Below are 14,450 nucleotides of genomic sequence, written 5' to 3' on the forward strand. Positions count from 1 at the left end.
GCGTGGGCCGGATTCGCTACCTGGGTGTCATGTTGTACGATGCCGACCGTATTCACGAGGTGGCTTCCTGCGATGAAAAAGATTTGATAAACAGGCAGCTCGATATGTACCTCGACCCGAATGACCCGGAAGTAATTGCGGAGGCAAAAAAATGTGGTATTCCCGATTCTACCATCCAGGCGGCCCAAAAATCGCCGGTATGGAAATATGTAAAAGAATGGGGACTGGCGCTGCCGCTTCATCCGGAGTTCAGGACACTACCCAGCCTGTTTTATGTAATGCCGCTGCTACCGGCCATGGCACAAATGAACGACGACAATAAATACAATTCCGTGGGCGCTTCACTTTGGGATGATATGGGTAACCCGAGGCTTCCGATGAAATACCTGGCCAGTATGTTCAGTGCCGGAAATACAAATGTTATCGCCAATATTCTGAAAAAGCTGATGAGCGTGCGTACGCACAGACGCCAGGTGACCGTTGGAGACATTAGCCGCGAGGAGGTAGAAAAAGCATTTCTGGAAACAGGTTTAACAGCCGAAATGGCCAATGATATTTACCGGCTTACTTCACTGGCCAAACTGGAAGACCGGTTTGTCATTCCACCGGCACACCGCGAAGAAGCCATTGAAATGATGGAGGAAACCCACGTACACAAAGGAAGCACAGGCTTCGGATTTATGAAAAAACCAAAACGTGGATTGTAAAATGACAGATTTAACACATTACAGCGCACTGGGCGAAATTTTCAGGTATCCCTCTCCTGAAAGGGAAAACTTTTCAGGGGAATGGCGGAAAATTGTCTGGAACCGTTTGCCCGAACTGGGGCATAAACTGGAATTGTTTGTTGCGCATGTGCAGGAAAAAACGCTTGCCGAACAGCAGGAATACTACATCGGCACATTCGATGTGCAGGCGCTCTGTTTTTTGGATATTGGCTACGTGTTGTACGGCGAAGATTACAACCGGGGAGTGTTTCTGGCCAATATGAAAACGGAACAGGAACATGCAAACAACAACTGTGGCAGCGAACTTCCGGACCACCTGCCCAATATGCTTGCGCTTTTACCCAAAATGAAGGACAAATCACTGGCCGAAGAGCTGATTGTGTCCATGATGATACCTGCGCTGGAAAAAATGATTGAGGCCTTTCGTCAGGATGAAAACGTGTATAAAGGGTTGCTCGAAATTCTGCTGAGAATCATGCAAAGTGATTTTCCTGAATCTGAATTCGAAAAATTCAGTTTCAGTGCGCAGGAAAAAGCAAAAACGTTTGAATGTTTTTCCCTGTGTCAAAAAATTAAATAATAACCGGAATAAAAAGGAATGATATGAATGGAATGTTTTTGTTTGTGGTTTTACCCTATCTGGCTCTTTTGACACTGTTGCTCGGAAGCATTTACCGGTATCGCTATTCCGGGTTTCAGGTTTCGTCCCTTTCCAGCCAGTTTCTCGAAAGCAAACAGTTGTATTTTGGGAACAGGCCGTTTCACTGGGGATTGATTTTCCTGTTTTTCGGACATCTCACCGCTTTTCTGGTGCCGCGTTCAATGCTCGCATGGAACCAGGTGCCGATACGCCTGCAAATACTTGAATTTACTGCTCTTGCTTTCGGCTTTATTGTTCTTACTGGTTTAATTCTGCTTATTATCCGACGCATAAAAACGAAGAGGCTGCATGTGGTTACAACCCGGATGGATATTTTCGTTTACCTTTTGCTTTTGGTACAGGTCGTTTCTGGTTTGTGGACCGCCTACTTCTTCCGTTGGGGTTCTTCGTGGTTCGCTATGGTTTTAACGCCTTATTTATATTCTATTTTAAAATTTAACCCCGATGTGGCGGCAGTTACCCAGCTTCCTTTTATGGTCCGGGTACATATTGTTTCAGCTTTTATACTGGTGGGTATGATTCCGTTTACCCGGTTTATGCATTTTCTGGTATATCCGTTTGCATATCTTTGGAGGCCATATCAACTGGTGGTTTGGAATTATAAAAAAACATAACGATTAAATAAAAAAATGCCCCATGCTAATTGACCGTTTTGGCAGAATTCATGACTACTTACGCATATCAATAACTGATAACTGCAATTTCAGATGCAGCTACTGTATGCCCAATGGCAAAGTATCTTGTTTGCCAAATGAGAGGGTAATGCAGGTTAATGAAATAGAGGAGATTTCAAAAGTCTTTGTTGGGCTTGGAGTAAAAAAAATCAGATTGACCGGAGGAGAACCGCTGGTACGAGAAGGTGTGGAAGACATTATCAGGCGCCTTTCAGCTTTGCCCGTGGAACTGACACTTACAACCAACGGCGCCAGATTGCGAAAGTTTATCGGGTTGTTTAAAGAATCGGGAATTCAATCTGTAAATGTGAGCCTTGATTCTCTGAATCCTGAAGTTTTCAGTTCCATCACACAACGAGATACTTTCAGACAGGTGTGGGAGAATATTCTGCTCCTGGTTGAAAACAATATCCGGGTAAAACTGAATACAGTTGCCATTGCAGGTATTATTGAGAATGAATTGTATGATTTTATAGAATTAACCCGGATACTTCCGTTGCACGTGAGATTTATCGAATTTATGCCTTTCCCTGGGAACCACTGGCAAAACAGCAAAGTAATAACCGCAATGCAGATGCTTAATATGGCTGCAAGCCGCTACGACATGGTAAAACTTAAGGACGAACCTCATGCTACCGCTAAAAAATATAAGGTTATTGGCCATGAAGGTACTATTGCTTTTATTACCACTATGAGCGACCATTTTTGCGGGGAATGTAACCGCATCAGGCTGACAGCCGACGGCAAAATAAAAAATTGTATTTTTGGAAAAGGCGAAGTCGATATCCTGGGCGCATACAGGAAAGGGGAATCGGTTGAAACGTTAATCAAAAAATCGATTGCCGGTAAACAGGAAGTAATGGGGGGCCAGTTTGTAAACGGATACAGAAAAACAGACCCCCAAAAGATTGAAAACAGAAGTATGATTCAAATTGGAGGATAAAACAATTATGATTTCGGTAAATGAAGCACGAAAAATATTGGCGGAGAATTTAACAAGAGGGGGAAGCGTTGAAATTCAGGTTTCCGAAGCAGCAGGTTATGTAGTTTACAGAGATATTGTTTCTCCTGCTGATGTGCCGGCTTTTGATAATTCTGCCATGGACGGCTATGCACTTGCCTGGGGTAAAAATCGAGAAAGCTGGACTGTTGTTGTGGAAATTCCTGCCGGTTCAGCTAAAAATTTTCGTCTCAGTGAAGGGGAAGCCGCCCGCATTTTCACCGGCTCGCCTATGCCGGAAGGTGCCGACACCGTAATCCCGCAGGAACAAATTGAGCGAACCGGAAATATCATTCAATACACGCTTCCCGGATTTGGAACGGGTGCGAATGTACGGTACAAAGGAACACAGATTAGAACCGGTGAGTTGATGATGCAACGGGGAACGCTTCTCTCTGCGGGAGGTGTTGGGCTTCTTGCATCTGTTGGTTTTGCAACTGTTGAAGTATTTGCGCCGCCGGTGCTATCGGTTATTGTTACGGGTAGTGAACTGCGCACGCCGGGTGAACCACTAACTCATGGAGCGATTTTCGACAGCAACAGCCCGATGCTGAAAGCAGCGCTCAACCGGTTAGGTGTCCGTAAAATATATACCAGCCGTGTAGCCGACAATGAACCCGAACTTCGAAAAAATATTGAAAAGGAACTGAATAAAAGCGATGTGGTTATTATTAGCGGTGGAATATCTGTTGGCGACTACGATTTTGTAAAAACAAGTTTGGCCGGTTTGGGAGTAAAAGAGTTGTTTTATAAAGTGAAGCAGCGTCCGGGAAAACCTATCTTTGCGGGCAAACTGGAAAATAAATGGGTGTTTGCATTACCGGGAAATCCTGCTTCGGTGCTGAGCTGTTTCAGCCACTATGTAAAACCATGCATTCGTTATTTCATGGGGCACAACAACGTATGGAATCCCGATATAACACTCCCTTTGGCGGAGGATAGTATTAAAAAGAAAGGATTGACTTTTTTTATGAAAGCTTATACTGAAAACGGAAAAGTACACCTTGCAGAGGGACAACAGTCGTTTAACCTCATTGCTTTTTCCAAAGCCGATTGTTTTGCCGAACTCCCGGAAGATGTGGATTTTGTAGAAGCCGGCACATCTGTTAACATTTATTTTCTTTAAGAATGGTACTGAACGACTCAGCCTGGATGTTGCTTTTTTTGTTGTTGCCCATTGCTGCTTTTTTTTATGCATCAGTCGGGCATGGCGGAGCAAGCAGTTATCTGATGCTGCTGGCTCTTTTTCAGGTGGACCCGTTGCAGATTCGACCAACCGCACTCCTTCTTAATATGTTTGTTTCAGGATTTGCCTTTTTATCTTACCGTAAAACCTGCCGGTTTCAGCACCGGTTATTCTGGCCGCTGGTACTCTTTTCCGTTCCGGCAGCATTTATTGGAGGCTCCTTAGTTGTTGATGCTGACCTGTATCGGAAGATATTGGGAGTATTATTGCTTTTCCCCATTGCACGATTTTTAAATCTTTTTCCTGAAAACAAAGAATTTAAAACAGACAGAAAGTTCTGGATGGCCCCCCTGATTGGACTTCTTATTGGGTTTGTATCGGGACTGATTGGTATTGGCGGAGGAATTCTTCTTTCGCCGGTTTTACTGTTAACCGGCTGGGCTTCCATGCGGGAAACCGCCGCCATGAGCGCCCTGTTTATTTTTTTGAACTCAGCTTCGGGATTTTTGGGGGCTGGCGCTTTTCATCCGGCTATCACCACTGAATTGTGGCTTCTGATGCCCGGAACTGTAGCAGCGGGGATGTTAGGCGCATGGTATGGGGCTTTCCGGTTCAATCTGAAAACGCTAAAGTACCTTTTAACTTCAGTATTGCTGTTTGCATCTGTTAAACTGTTGCTCACATAAAAATGATGAGAAATAAATTACTTAAAATAAAAATGTTCGGGATTGTTGCCGAAAAAACCGGAACAGGGAATTTAACTATTCCTTTTGTGGACGACACGGATAAACTTTATTTATTGTTGCTGGAGAAACACCCCCAATTGGACGGTATAAAATTCGCAATTGCTGTAAACAGGCAAATTGTGCATCAAAACACATCGCTTGCCCAAAATGATGAAATAGCTTTATTACCACCTTTTTCCGGGGGATAAATTAATAAAAATGGAACGTTTTGAACGCCAGATAATATTGCCTGAACTGGGACGCGAAGGTCAGCAGAAACTGAAGATGGCAAAAGTGTTGGTTGCCGGCGCCGGTGGCTTGGGGTGCCCGGCCATCCTTTACCTGGCTGCAGCTGGTGTGGGAACCATCGGTATTGCCGACGGCGACCAGGTTGAAGCGTCAAACCTGAACAGGCAGGTATTGTTTGGGTTTAATAATATTGGTAGCTCCAAGGCAGCAGCTGCTGCTAAGTTTATTTCAGAAAGGTATCCTGATACTCAGGTAAATGTATATGACCGGTTTCTTACGGTCGAAAATATTCCGAAGATTCTGCCTTTTTATGATATTGTAATCGATGGAACCGACAGTTTTGCCACCCGGTACATGCTGAACGATGCGTCTGTTTTATTTGGCAAGCCGTTGGTTTACGGTGCAATATACCGCTACGAGGGACAGATTGCTCTTTTTAACACCGGTAAAGGTAGTGCCAATTACCGCGACTTGTTTCCCAAAATACCGGATTCCGGAGAAATTGCCAATTGCTCAGAGGCCGGAGTGCTGGGTGTCTTGCCGGGCATTTTCGGAACTTTGCAGGCAACCGAAGCCATCAAGTGGATTACCGGAATCGGAGAGTTGCTTATCAATAAAGTGCTTTTCTGCAATTTGAAAAACCATTCTTTTTATGAAATTGATTTGGTGCCCAGTAACGAAGCACAAAAAAACCGGCCGGCCACGCTTGAAGTTTTTCTGAAAACTGATTATTCGGTGAATTGCCAGACTGTTTCAGACATCGGATGGAATGAAGCTCTTGAAAGTTCAAACCCAAAATCGTCAGTTTTTATTGACATTCGTGAACCCGATGAAATTCCACGCTGGTCAAATTCCCAATGCCTTGAAATACCTTATGGGGAATTGGAAGAAAAGGCTGAATTATTTTCAGAGGAAACATCAATATTCCTGTTTTGTCAGCATGGAATCCGCAGTAGGCCGGCGGCAGTGGAGTTGAGAAAAACCTTAAAAAGAAACAATATTTATTCGGTTACAGGCGGAGTGGAACATCCTGATTCACCTGTTAAACAATTGATTTAAAATGAATAGAGAACCTAAAAATATTTTCATCAGGGGTGCAATTCCGGCAGCCAAAATAAGCGAGTCGGTTCAAAAACATGCCACTCAGACCGAAATTGGCGCTCATGCCATTTTTTTGGGACAGGTGAGGGCCGATGAGAAAAAAGAAGGAACAGTTACTGCCATTGAATACAGTGCTTACGAAGATATGGCCATTGAAAAGGCACATGAAATCAGGGAAGCAGCTTTTGCAAAGTATCCGGTCACCTGCATGCATATTTACCACAGCCTTGGTCAGGTGAATGTAGGCGAAATTTGCTTTTTTGTGTTTACCTCGGCTCCACACCGCAGGGAAGCCATAGATGCCTGTAACGAAATTGTTGAACGCATAAAGGCCGAACTGCCAGTGTGGGGATGCGAATTACTTGGAAAAGATAAACACGTGTGGAAAAAAAATACCTGAACGATGAAGATTATTACGCTTTTAACAGGAAAAATTGAACAATTGGGGCAGGAAGGCGTGTCAAGCGGTATTAAAAAAATGGCGACGCTTGAAAGAGAAAAGGTGTTGGAAACGGGTTTGGTTAATGATAATCAGGCCGATAAAAAACACCACGGTGGCCCAGATAAAGCCATTCATCATTATGCTTTTGAGCATTATGAATATTGGAAAAATGAGCCAGGTGTCTTAAACCCAGAAGTATTTTGCGAAGGAGGATTTGGAGAAAACATATCCACTGTGGGCATGGACGAATCATCGGTTTGTATCGGTGATAAATACCGCGTTGGTTCGGTTGTTTTGGAAGTTAGTCAGGCCAGACAACCCTGTTGGAAGCTCAATATCAGGTTCGGTCACCCCGGTATGTCACGAATGGTACAGGATAGCTTTCGGACCGGATGGTATTATCGGGTATTGCATGAAGGCGAAATACAGGCCAACGATCATTTTGAGCTATTGGAACGCCCCCTGGCTCAATGGCCGCTAAGAAAATTACTTGATGTCCTCTACCGTGATGTACTGAACTACGCTCTACTTGAAGAAATGACAACACTCGTCCCTCTGGCCGAAAGCTGGAAAAGAACTGCTCAAAACCGCCTTCAAACAGGTGCAGTTGAAGACTGGAACAAAAGATTATATAACCGATAAATACAAAATCATGATTAATATTACTCCCAAAAACAGCACCCTGCGAACAGCCATCGCTCAAGCCGTAGTTCATGTTAGTCTCAAGGAAACCATCCGTGCCCTTAAAGAAAAACGCGTACCCAAAGGTGATGTCTTGGAAGTGGCCCGTACGGCAGGTCTTTTTGCAGCCAAACGTACCAGCGATATGATTCCCGATTGTCATCCCCTCCCGGTTGAGTTTACAGAAATCAGGTTTCATCTGGAGGAGTTGAGCATTCACATTGAAGCAGAAATCCACACTATTTATAAAACAGGGGTTGAAGTGGAAGCCATGCACACAGCCTCGGTGGTGGCCCTCACCATTTACGATATGCTCAAACCTATCGACTCGCATATTAGTATTGAGAAAATTAGTCTAGCAGAAAAAGAGGGAGGGAAAAGTCAACTGGGAAAAACCAAAGAAAAAACCGAATTCCGGGCAGCTGTCGTGGTATGTTCCGATACCATCAGCGCAGGCGAAAAGGAAGACCGCTCGGGGAAAGCCATTGTCCAAAAATTGGAAAATTGTGACGTGACAGTGAAGGATTATGTTATCATATCCGATGAAGTAGATCTAATCCGACAACAGGTACTTGGCTATTCGGAAGAAGGATTACACCTTGTTATTATTACCGGAGGCACAGGTCTTTCTCCACGCGATGTGACCCCGGAAGCCCTGGAGCCAATCATCGAACGGCGCATACCTGGCATAGAGGAAACGATTAGGGCTTATGGCCAGTTACGTACGCCGTTCTCCATGTTGTCACGGTCCATGGCAGGTCTTATTGGAAATACCCTTGTGCTGGCGCTGCCTGGTTCAACCCGTGGCGCCGAAGAATCAATGGATGCCATCTTCCCGGCTGTTTTACACCTGTTTAAAATGATGCAGGGAGGGAACCATCATTAATTGCTTACAGTCAATTATTGTACACTGAACCTATTCAAAAGAAACAGTACTACTGAATAGCTAGGGAGTATGACTTAAAAACTGTAGCATCTTACTTTTGATAGTGTTTTTTGGGTGTCTCCGGTCCGCCTGCATCGCGAAACAGAAGGCGCTCCTTACACCGGATTAAAACCAGCAGGGACTACCAAGCAATTATTTAAATGACAGATAAAGCTCTTGAAGATGGAGATATATTTGATTTTTGGTAAAACTAAATCGCCATATCAATAAGGTAGTTCAAGGAAAATATGAAAAAGTAGCTGAATTCGATAAAGTAAAGGGTGATTCACAAGAGCCAGACAGGGCATTTGTGAAAGCTATATTGACTATACCATACGGTTGAAGCGCATCATGACATTTTGGAATACGGGGATGAACATTCTGGGCTATAAGTATGTTAATATAAGAAAAAGGATATCATGAAAAACGAAAATTTATATCCACAGGTAACCATGGAACTGGCTGATAAAAGGGAAGCTTTAGCTCCCGAAATTATGGAGATTTGGAACAATTTCAGCAAAACAGTTTTTAAAGAGGGGGCGTTACCCGAAAAAACCAAACAGTTAATAGCAGTGGCTGTGGCACACGTAACGCAGTGTCCATATTGCATCCGTTCACATACAAAACAGGCCATACGTAAAGGAGCAAGCAAAGAAGAAATCATGGAAGCGATATGTGTAGCTGCCGAAATGCGCGCCGGTGGCGCATATGCCCATGCAAACATTGCATTGGATGAGATGGAAAAATAGCGGTACTACGATAACGAAATGATGGGAGAATTTAAAATTAAACGGATTTATGAGAACCCCTCAGAAGACGATGGCTACCGTGTTTTGGTGGATCGGCTTTGGCCGCGCGGTGTTTTTAAAAAAGCAGCAAACCTTGATGAATGGAACAAAGAGGTTGCGCCATCTCCTGAACTAAGAAAATGGTTTAACCACAAAGAGGAGCGATTTAAGGAGTTTGAATCGAAGTATAGGGAAGAATTAAAAGATTAAAAGGAGGAATTAGATAAATTGAGAGGAGCAGCAAAAAACGGAGCGGTTAGTTTGTTGTACGCCGCAAAAAGTCCAGAGATAAATCATGTTATTGTGCTAATGGATTTGTTGTTAAAGGGTGATTGAGAGGTGCATCCTTCAAAAGAAGAGAAAAATAGATGATAGCAAAACAAAAAATAATAATTGTTGGTGGCGGTTTTGCAGGGATTAAACTAGCCATGAAGTTAGACAAAAAATTATTTGATGTATTGCTAATAGACAAAATTAATCATCACCAGTTTCAACCTCTATTTTATCAGGTGGCCACTTCTCAAATTGAACCTGCAAATATTTCCTTTCCTTTCCGTTATGTTTTCAGAAAAAGGAGCAACATACTCATCAGATTGGCTGAAGTAACCCGGGTACATCCGGACCAAAACAAAATTAGCACAACAATAGGCGTTTTCGAGTACGATTTTCTGGTAATTGCCATTGGATGTAAAACTAATTTTTTTGGTAAAACCAAAATTTGTGAACATTCCTTTACTTTAAAAACAACGTACGATGCTATAAAAATACGCAACCATATATTGCAAACTTTCGAAAATATAATTTCAGCTAAAGAATATGAGAAAGAAGCCCTGCGGAATTTGGTAATAGTTGGCGCTGGCCCAACAGGCGTGGAATTGGCGGGTGCTTTTGCAGAAATCAAAAAGAATATTCTGCCCAAAGATTATCCCCGGATTGATTTTAAAAAATTTAAGATTACACTGGTTGAAGGAGCAAAGAATACACTGAATAATATGAGTCACAACGCCCGTTTGGCATCGCGGAAGTACTTGGAGAATATGGGGGTCCAACTGCTTACAGAAACCTTTGTTACAGATTATGATGGCCATACCCTTACGTTAAATAACGGTAAACAAATAAAGACAAAAACGGTGATTTGGGCTGCCGGGGTAACTGCAAACCAAATCGATGGTTTTCCATCCAATTGTATTACAAATGGAAACCGTATTCTGGTGGATCGCCAAAATAAAGTAGCCGGGAGTGATAATATTTATGCAATTGGCGATATTGCTTCCATGAAAACAAACAAATATTCCCAGGGGCATCCTCAGGTCGCCAATGTGGCTATTAACCAGGCAAAATGTTTAGCCAGAAATTTAAAACGGATTATTGATGGGAAACCTCTGCTGGAGTACGAATACAAAGACTTTGGCTCAATGGCTACTATTGGCCGGCATAAAGCAGTAGTTGACTTTCCGTTTATTCAGTTTAGGGGATATATTGCATGGATTATTTGGATGTTTCTGCACCTGATGCTGATTTTGAGTGTTCGCAATAAATTAATCATTTTCATCAACTGGACTTGGGTTTATTTCACAAAAGATTCCTCGCTTCGTTTAATACTCAATCAGTCAAACGAAAACTGTTTTTCTGAGGAAAAATAAAATGCTATTACCTGTTATATCTTGCTTAGGGTAAGTTCCATTCTTTCTCTATAAAAGATACAGAGGTCTTTTTATTGAATTTATTTTATATATTTGCGACAAGATAAAAGTTAAATTTTAAAATTTTTTAATTATCGAAAAATTAGATGGAACGAATATTGAACCGAGATACAAACATTCCACTATTTTTGAGAAATATGAAAATCTTGCTATTGATGAATCTTTTATTCTTCATAACGACCGCGTGCAAAACCACATTATTATCAGGTTACAGCGGAGAAAGATGAAGAATTTGGTTAGAAATTTTTGCAGGAAGCTCCGATGTACGGGAAGTAGAAATCAGTAAACTGGAAGTAAAATGAAAGAGAGCGTAGGGTAGAGTAGAGGGGTGGGATGAGCAGGTTATCCATATTTCCAAATTACAGGTTTATTGTAAGAATTTAAAAAGCATGCTAGCATAATATTGTCAGGCCGAATGGAATGCAAACAGGTTCCCGGCTGGGATCGATTTTTACCAGATACGGGCAGGATGTTTTAAAAAGCAGGAAAATCTGATTTGCACGAATAGAATTCATTAAATAAAATTGTATCATTTTGAAAGAAAACTGGAATAAAATAAGTTTGGCATTCTTATTTATCGTTGCAATTATCGGAACACTTCTTCGCTCTCCGTATGTTTCGACTCTTCCCTTGGAATATACAAACCTCGTTCATGCGCATTCACACACCGCGTTTCAGGGGTGGATATATACCATTATATTCCTCATTTTAACAAGCACTTTCATTGGTAAAGATAAAATCGAAAAAGGGCACTATCGTCTTCAATTTAAACTGACCGTACTGATCGTGCTGGGAGTGCTGATTTCATTTACTCTTCAGGGTTATGGTTTGTATTCTATTGTCTTTTCAACGCTGTTCCAGGTGTTAAATTATTGGTTCATTTACCGTTTTTTAAAAGACTCCTGTACAGCTAAACCCAATTCAGCAAACTACATCGTTTTACGTTTTATAAAAGCCGGTCTATGGCTGGGCGTATTGTCAACCATCATGCCCTTTGGTATTGGTTTTCTTTCTGCCAACGGGCAAAGTGGCACTGAACTCTATCATGCGTTTGTTTATACGTTCATGCATCTTCAATACAACGGCTGGTTTCTGTTTGTAGCGTTGGGACTTTTCTATAAACTTCTCGAAAGAAACAATATCGATTTCAGTAGTATTCAAGCCAACCGGTTTTTCTGGTTTTTTACTGTTAGCATTATTCCGGCCATCACGCTTTCATTACTTGGTATGAGTTTTTCGAAGTATTTGATGCTACCAGCATACTTTTCCGTCTTTCTACAGCTTTTGGGCTTGTTTTTTTTCCTGCTATCGTTACCCCGAAAAACTGCAAGTTTATTGAGATACAAATCCGAATGGCTGAGACTTTATCTCCTTGTTTTTCTTGCTTCAATTTTCTTAAAGAACATCCTGCAAATCCTGTCTGTCTTCACAACCTTTCAGGCCTATGCTTTTAACAACAAGCTAATTATACTTGCTTATTTGCATTTAACGCTTATCGGCGTCATTTCATTTTTGTTCTTTGCCTTGATGATTGACATGAAGTGGATTGTTGTAGACGCATTTGTCAAGCTTGGAAACTCCCTTCTGTTTTTGGGATTTGCTACCACCGAGCTGATCTTGACATTAGGCGGCTTGGGACTTTATTACAGCCATCAGATTTTACTGACTGGAAGTATTTCAATGACTTTGGGGATTTTAATACTGGTAATTAGCAGAAAAAATAGAATAGCTCATAATTCATACATACAACTATAATATGAAAAATAGAATAGAACACCCTGTACTGAACCCTTGGCATCATAGTCAGAGAAAGAAAGTACGAGAATTTGCAGAGCAAGTAATTAAACCGATCGCTGCAGAACTGGATTTAAAAGCACAATTCTCTAAATCCCTTTTTAAAAAAATGGGGGAGTTTGGCCTGTTAGGGATGACTCTTCCCAAGGAATATGGTGGAAACGATCTTGACTTTTTATCCTATATCATTTCGATTGAAGAATTAGCACGGATCGACAGTAGTCAGGCCGCAACATTGGCTGCACACAATTCACTGGGAATAGAACCTATTTATAAGTGGGGAACAACAGAACAAAAAAACACCCATTTACCTCGACTTACATCAGGTGATCATTTGTGGGCATTTGGTCTTACTGAACCTAATGCTGGTTCTGATGCGATGGGGGTGGGAACCTATGCTGTATTAAAAAATGAGTTCTGGCTTTTGAATGGTGTTAAGCAGTTTATAACCAATGCCACTTCCGAAATATCTTTAGGTGTAACCGTTCTGGCAGTTACTGATGAGATTAATGGTAAAAAGAAGTTCTCTACTTTTATTGTTGATCGTGCAGAAAGCCAATACAGAACCGAAGAACTCAAAAATAAATTGGTATGGCATGCGGTCGATAATGGGAAATTATATTTTGAAGATACGAAGGTTTCTGTCAGAAATATGCTGGGAAATCAAAACGAAGGAGCCAAGATTACACTCAAAACATTGGATAGTGGTCGATTATCTATTGCCGCAGTTGGTTTAGGGCTTGCTCAAGGTGCTTTTGAAATGGCATCAGATTATGCCCGAAAAAGAGTTCAATTTGGTCAACCTATTATAAAGAACCAGGCCATTGCATTTAAATTGGCTGACATGGCTACAAAGATAGATCTTGCACGCAATATGCTTTACAACGTCTGCTGGCAAAAGCAAAATAATTTGACTTATACAAAGGAAGCAGCAATGATCAAGCTATATTGTTCTGAGGTCGCCAAAGAAGTAGCAGATGAGGCTGTCCAAATACATGGTGCTTACGGCTTGTATCATGAATATGGCGTGGAGCGTTTCTACCGCGATCAGCGGATTTTACAAATTGGTGAAGGTACTTCAGAAATCTTACGCTTATTGATATCAAAAAAACTTTAGCCCAAAATAATTCAGAATTTGATGAATTTTCTCTCCTGCTGGGAAGTAGTATAGGTATAAGAACACTCAAGCTATAACTTGGGTCAAATCAACAAATCAATAGTTTCTTAAAAGGAAATGCCGAGTTTACTGGATGCATTGCAGAGTCCTGACATAAACCACATCGCTGCTCTCAAAAATGTGTCATCAAAGGGAGCGAGGAACATAGCAAAAAACGGTATTAAAGGTTATGCCAATAATTAAAATCTATAAAAAGATATAGACATCTTTTTATAGATTTATTTTGCTATATTTGCAGCACAGCAAAAGTTCAACAATTTAAATTTAAAAATTATGGAAGTATTAGATGCAACGAAAATCGAACCAAGATTTAAACACCCAACGATATTTCAAAAATACGAAAATCTGGCTGTTGGTGAATCTTTCATTCTTCAAAACGATCATGACCCTAAGCCTCTTTACTACCAGTTCACGGCTGAAAAAGGAAAAGAATTTGGATGGGAGTATCTTCAGGAAGGCCCAGATGTGTGGGAGGTAAAAATCAGTAAATTGAAAGTGGCCTAAAAAGGGGGAGATGGGATGAGCAAGCTAACCGCCAATTTAAATATTTGAAGGGAAGCTGCTCTTCTCATTAGTTTTGCTAGATAATTCGATAATCCCCACGAAAGAGGCTTAA

General features: G+C 41.6%; 16 protein-coding genes and 2 pseudogenes. All 18 read left to right on the plus strand.

The window, feature by feature from the left end; all coding sequences use genetic code 11:
- Positions 1–2: 2 nt before the first annotated feature.
- Complete coding sequence (locus tag N2K84_RS06140; protein ID WP_282590910.1) at positions 3–707, plus strand: nitrate reductase subunit beta; 705 nt, start codon at positions 3–5, stop codon at positions 705–707.
- Position 708: 1 nt separating this feature from the next.
- Positions 709–1,308: a hypothetical protein gene (locus N2K84_RS06145; protein ID WP_282590911.1), complete on the plus strand. Its 600-nt coding sequence runs from the start codon at positions 709–711 to the stop codon at positions 1,306–1,308.
- Positions 1,309–1,331: 23 nt separating this feature from the next.
- Positions 1,332–2,003 carry a respiratory nitrate reductase subunit gamma gene (narI, locus tag N2K84_RS06150; RefSeq protein ID WP_282590912.1) on the plus strand — a complete coding sequence of 224 codons (672 nt, stop codon included), beginning with the start codon at positions 1,332–1,334 and terminating at the stop codon, positions 2,001–2,003.
- Between the two features lie 22 nt (positions 2,004–2,025).
- Positions 2,026–3,006: a GTP 3',8-cyclase MoaA gene (moaA, locus tag N2K84_RS06155; RefSeq protein ID WP_282590913.1), complete on the plus strand. Its 981-nt coding sequence runs from the start codon at positions 2,026–2,028 to the stop codon at positions 3,004–3,006.
- A gap of 7 nt (positions 3,007–3,013) precedes the next feature.
- Positions 3,014–4,189, plus strand: a complete 1,176-nt coding sequence (locus tag N2K84_RS06160) for a molybdopterin molybdotransferase MoeA (protein WP_282590914.1) — start codon at positions 3,014–3,016, stop codon at positions 4,187–4,189.
- Between the two features lie 2 nt (positions 4,190–4,191).
- A complete protein-coding gene (locus N2K84_RS06165) occupies positions 4,192–4,935 on the plus strand; it encodes a sulfite exporter TauE/SafE family protein (protein WP_282590915.1) in 744 nt (247 codons plus the stop codon).
- 2 nt (positions 4,936–4,937) lie between these two features.
- Positions 4,938–5,183, plus strand: coding sequence for a MoaD/ThiS family protein (locus N2K84_RS06170; protein WP_282590916.1), 246 nt, complete (start codon positions 4,938–4,940; stop codon positions 5,181–5,183).
- 10 nt (positions 5,184–5,193) lie between these two features.
- The gene (locus N2K84_RS06175) at positions 5,194–6,282 is read left to right on the plus strand and encodes a HesA/MoeB/ThiF family protein (RefSeq protein WP_282590917.1); all 1,089 of its coding nucleotides are present in this window, start codon (positions 5,194–5,196) and stop codon (positions 6,280–6,282) included.
- Position 6,283: 1 nt separating this feature from the next.
- Positions 6,284–6,724, plus strand: a complete 441-nt coding sequence (locus tag N2K84_RS06180) for a molybdenum cofactor biosynthesis protein MoaE (protein WP_282590918.1) — start codon at positions 6,284–6,286, stop codon at positions 6,722–6,724.
- A gap of 3 nt (positions 6,725–6,727) precedes the next feature.
- Positions 6,728–7,408 (plus strand): MOSC domain-containing protein, encoded by a 681-nt coding sequence (locus N2K84_RS06185; RefSeq protein WP_282590919.1) that lies wholly within the window; start codon positions 6,728–6,730, stop codon positions 7,406–7,408.
- A 10-nt stretch (positions 7,409–7,418) separates the two neighbouring features.
- Complete coding sequence (gene moaCB / locus N2K84_RS06190; RefSeq protein WP_282590920.1) at positions 7,419–8,333, plus strand: bifunctional molybdenum cofactor biosynthesis protein MoaC/MoaB; 915 nt, start codon at positions 7,419–7,421, stop codon at positions 8,331–8,333.
- Between the two features lie 111 nt (positions 8,334–8,444).
- A pseudogene (locus N2K84_RS20515) lies at positions 8,445–8,537 on the plus strand (DUF6448 family protein); the annotation flags it as partial.
- A 254-nt stretch (positions 8,538–8,791) separates the two neighbouring features.
- The gene (locus tag N2K84_RS06195; protein WP_282590921.1) at positions 8,792–9,121 is read left to right on the plus strand and encodes a carboxymuconolactone decarboxylase family protein; all 330 of its coding nucleotides are present in this window, start codon (positions 8,792–8,794) and stop codon (positions 9,119–9,121) included.
- Positions 9,122–9,142: 21 nt separating this feature from the next.
- Positions 9,143–9,496, plus strand: a pseudogene (locus N2K84_RS06200) (DUF488 domain-containing protein).
- A gap of 32 nt (positions 9,497–9,528) precedes the next feature.
- Positions 9,529–10,803 (plus strand): NAD(P)/FAD-dependent oxidoreductase, encoded by a 1,275-nt coding sequence (locus tag N2K84_RS06205; protein WP_282590922.1) that lies wholly within the window; start codon positions 9,529–9,531, stop codon positions 10,801–10,803.
- Positions 10,804–11,397: 594 nt separating this feature from the next.
- Positions 11,398–12,618 carry a hypothetical protein gene (locus N2K84_RS06210; RefSeq protein WP_282590923.1) on the plus strand — a complete coding sequence of 407 codons (1,221 nt, stop codon included), beginning with the start codon at positions 11,398–11,400 and terminating at the stop codon, positions 12,616–12,618.
- 1 nt (position 12,619) lies between these two features.
- Complete coding sequence (locus N2K84_RS06215) at positions 12,620–13,774, plus strand: acyl-CoA dehydrogenase family protein (RefSeq protein ID WP_282590924.1); 1,155 nt, start codon at positions 12,620–12,622, stop codon at positions 13,772–13,774.
- Positions 13,775–14,107: 333 nt separating this feature from the next.
- Complete coding sequence (locus N2K84_RS06220; RefSeq protein ID WP_282590925.1) at positions 14,108–14,338, plus strand: DUF2249 domain-containing protein; 231 nt, start codon at positions 14,108–14,110, stop codon at positions 14,336–14,338.
- Positions 14,339–14,450: the final 112 nt, after the last annotated feature.

Source organism: Gaoshiqia sediminis (assembly GCF_025907915.1).
GTDB lineage: Bacteria > Bacteroidota > Bacteroidia > Bacteroidales > Prolixibacteraceae > Gaoshiqia > Gaoshiqia sediminis.

What these genes read in the sequence shown, in the direction of transcription:
- N2K84_RS06215 (WP_282590924.1), top strand. Translation starts at nt 12,620, where the DNA reads ATGAAAAATAGAATAGAACACCCTGTACTGAACCCTTGGCATCATAGT.
- N2K84_RS06195 (WP_282590921.1), top strand. Translation starts at nt 8,792, where the DNA reads ATGAAAAACGAAAATTTATATCCACAGGTAACCATGGAACTGGCTGAT.
- N2K84_RS06180 (WP_282590918.1), top strand. Translation starts at nt 6,284, where the DNA reads ATGAATAGAGAACCTAAAAATATTTTCATCAGGGGTGCAATTCCGGCA.
- moaA (WP_282590913.1), top strand. Translation starts at nt 2,026, where the DNA reads ATGCTAATTGACCGTTTTGGCAGAATTCATGACTACTTACGCATATCA.
- N2K84_RS06205 (WP_282590922.1), top strand. Translation starts at nt 9,529, where the DNA reads ATGATAGCAAAACAAAAAATAATAATTGTTGGTGGCGGTTTTGCAGGG.
- N2K84_RS06145 (WP_282590911.1), top strand. Translation starts at nt 709, where the DNA reads ATGACAGATTTAACACATTACAGCGCACTGGGCGAAATTTTCAGGTAT.
- N2K84_RS06160 (WP_282590914.1), top strand. Translation starts at nt 3,014, where the DNA reads ATGATTTCGGTAAATGAAGCACGAAAAATATTGGCGGAGAATTTAACA.
- N2K84_RS06175 (WP_282590917.1), top strand. Translation starts at nt 5,194, where the DNA reads ATGGAACGTTTTGAACGCCAGATAATATTGCCTGAACTGGGACGCGAA.
- narI (WP_282590912.1), top strand. Translation starts at nt 1,332, where the DNA reads ATGAATGGAATGTTTTTGTTTGTGGTTTTACCCTATCTGGCTCTTTTG.
- moaCB (WP_282590920.1), top strand. Translation starts at nt 7,419, where the DNA reads ATGATTAATATTACTCCCAAAAACAGCACCCTGCGAACAGCCATCGCT.
- N2K84_RS06170 (WP_282590916.1), top strand. Translation starts at nt 4,938, where the DNA reads ATGATGAGAAATAAATTACTTAAAATAAAAATGTTCGGGATTGTTGCC.
- N2K84_RS06220 (WP_282590925.1), top strand. Translation starts at nt 14,108, where the DNA reads ATGGAAGTATTAGATGCAACGAAAATCGAACCAAGATTTAAACACCCA.
- N2K84_RS06185 (WP_282590919.1), top strand. Translation starts at nt 6,728, where the DNA reads ATGAAGATTATTACGCTTTTAACAGGAAAAATTGAACAATTGGGGCAG.
- N2K84_RS06165 (WP_282590915.1), top strand. Translation starts at nt 4,192, where the DNA reads ATGGTACTGAACGACTCAGCCTGGATGTTGCTTTTTTTGTTGTTGCCC.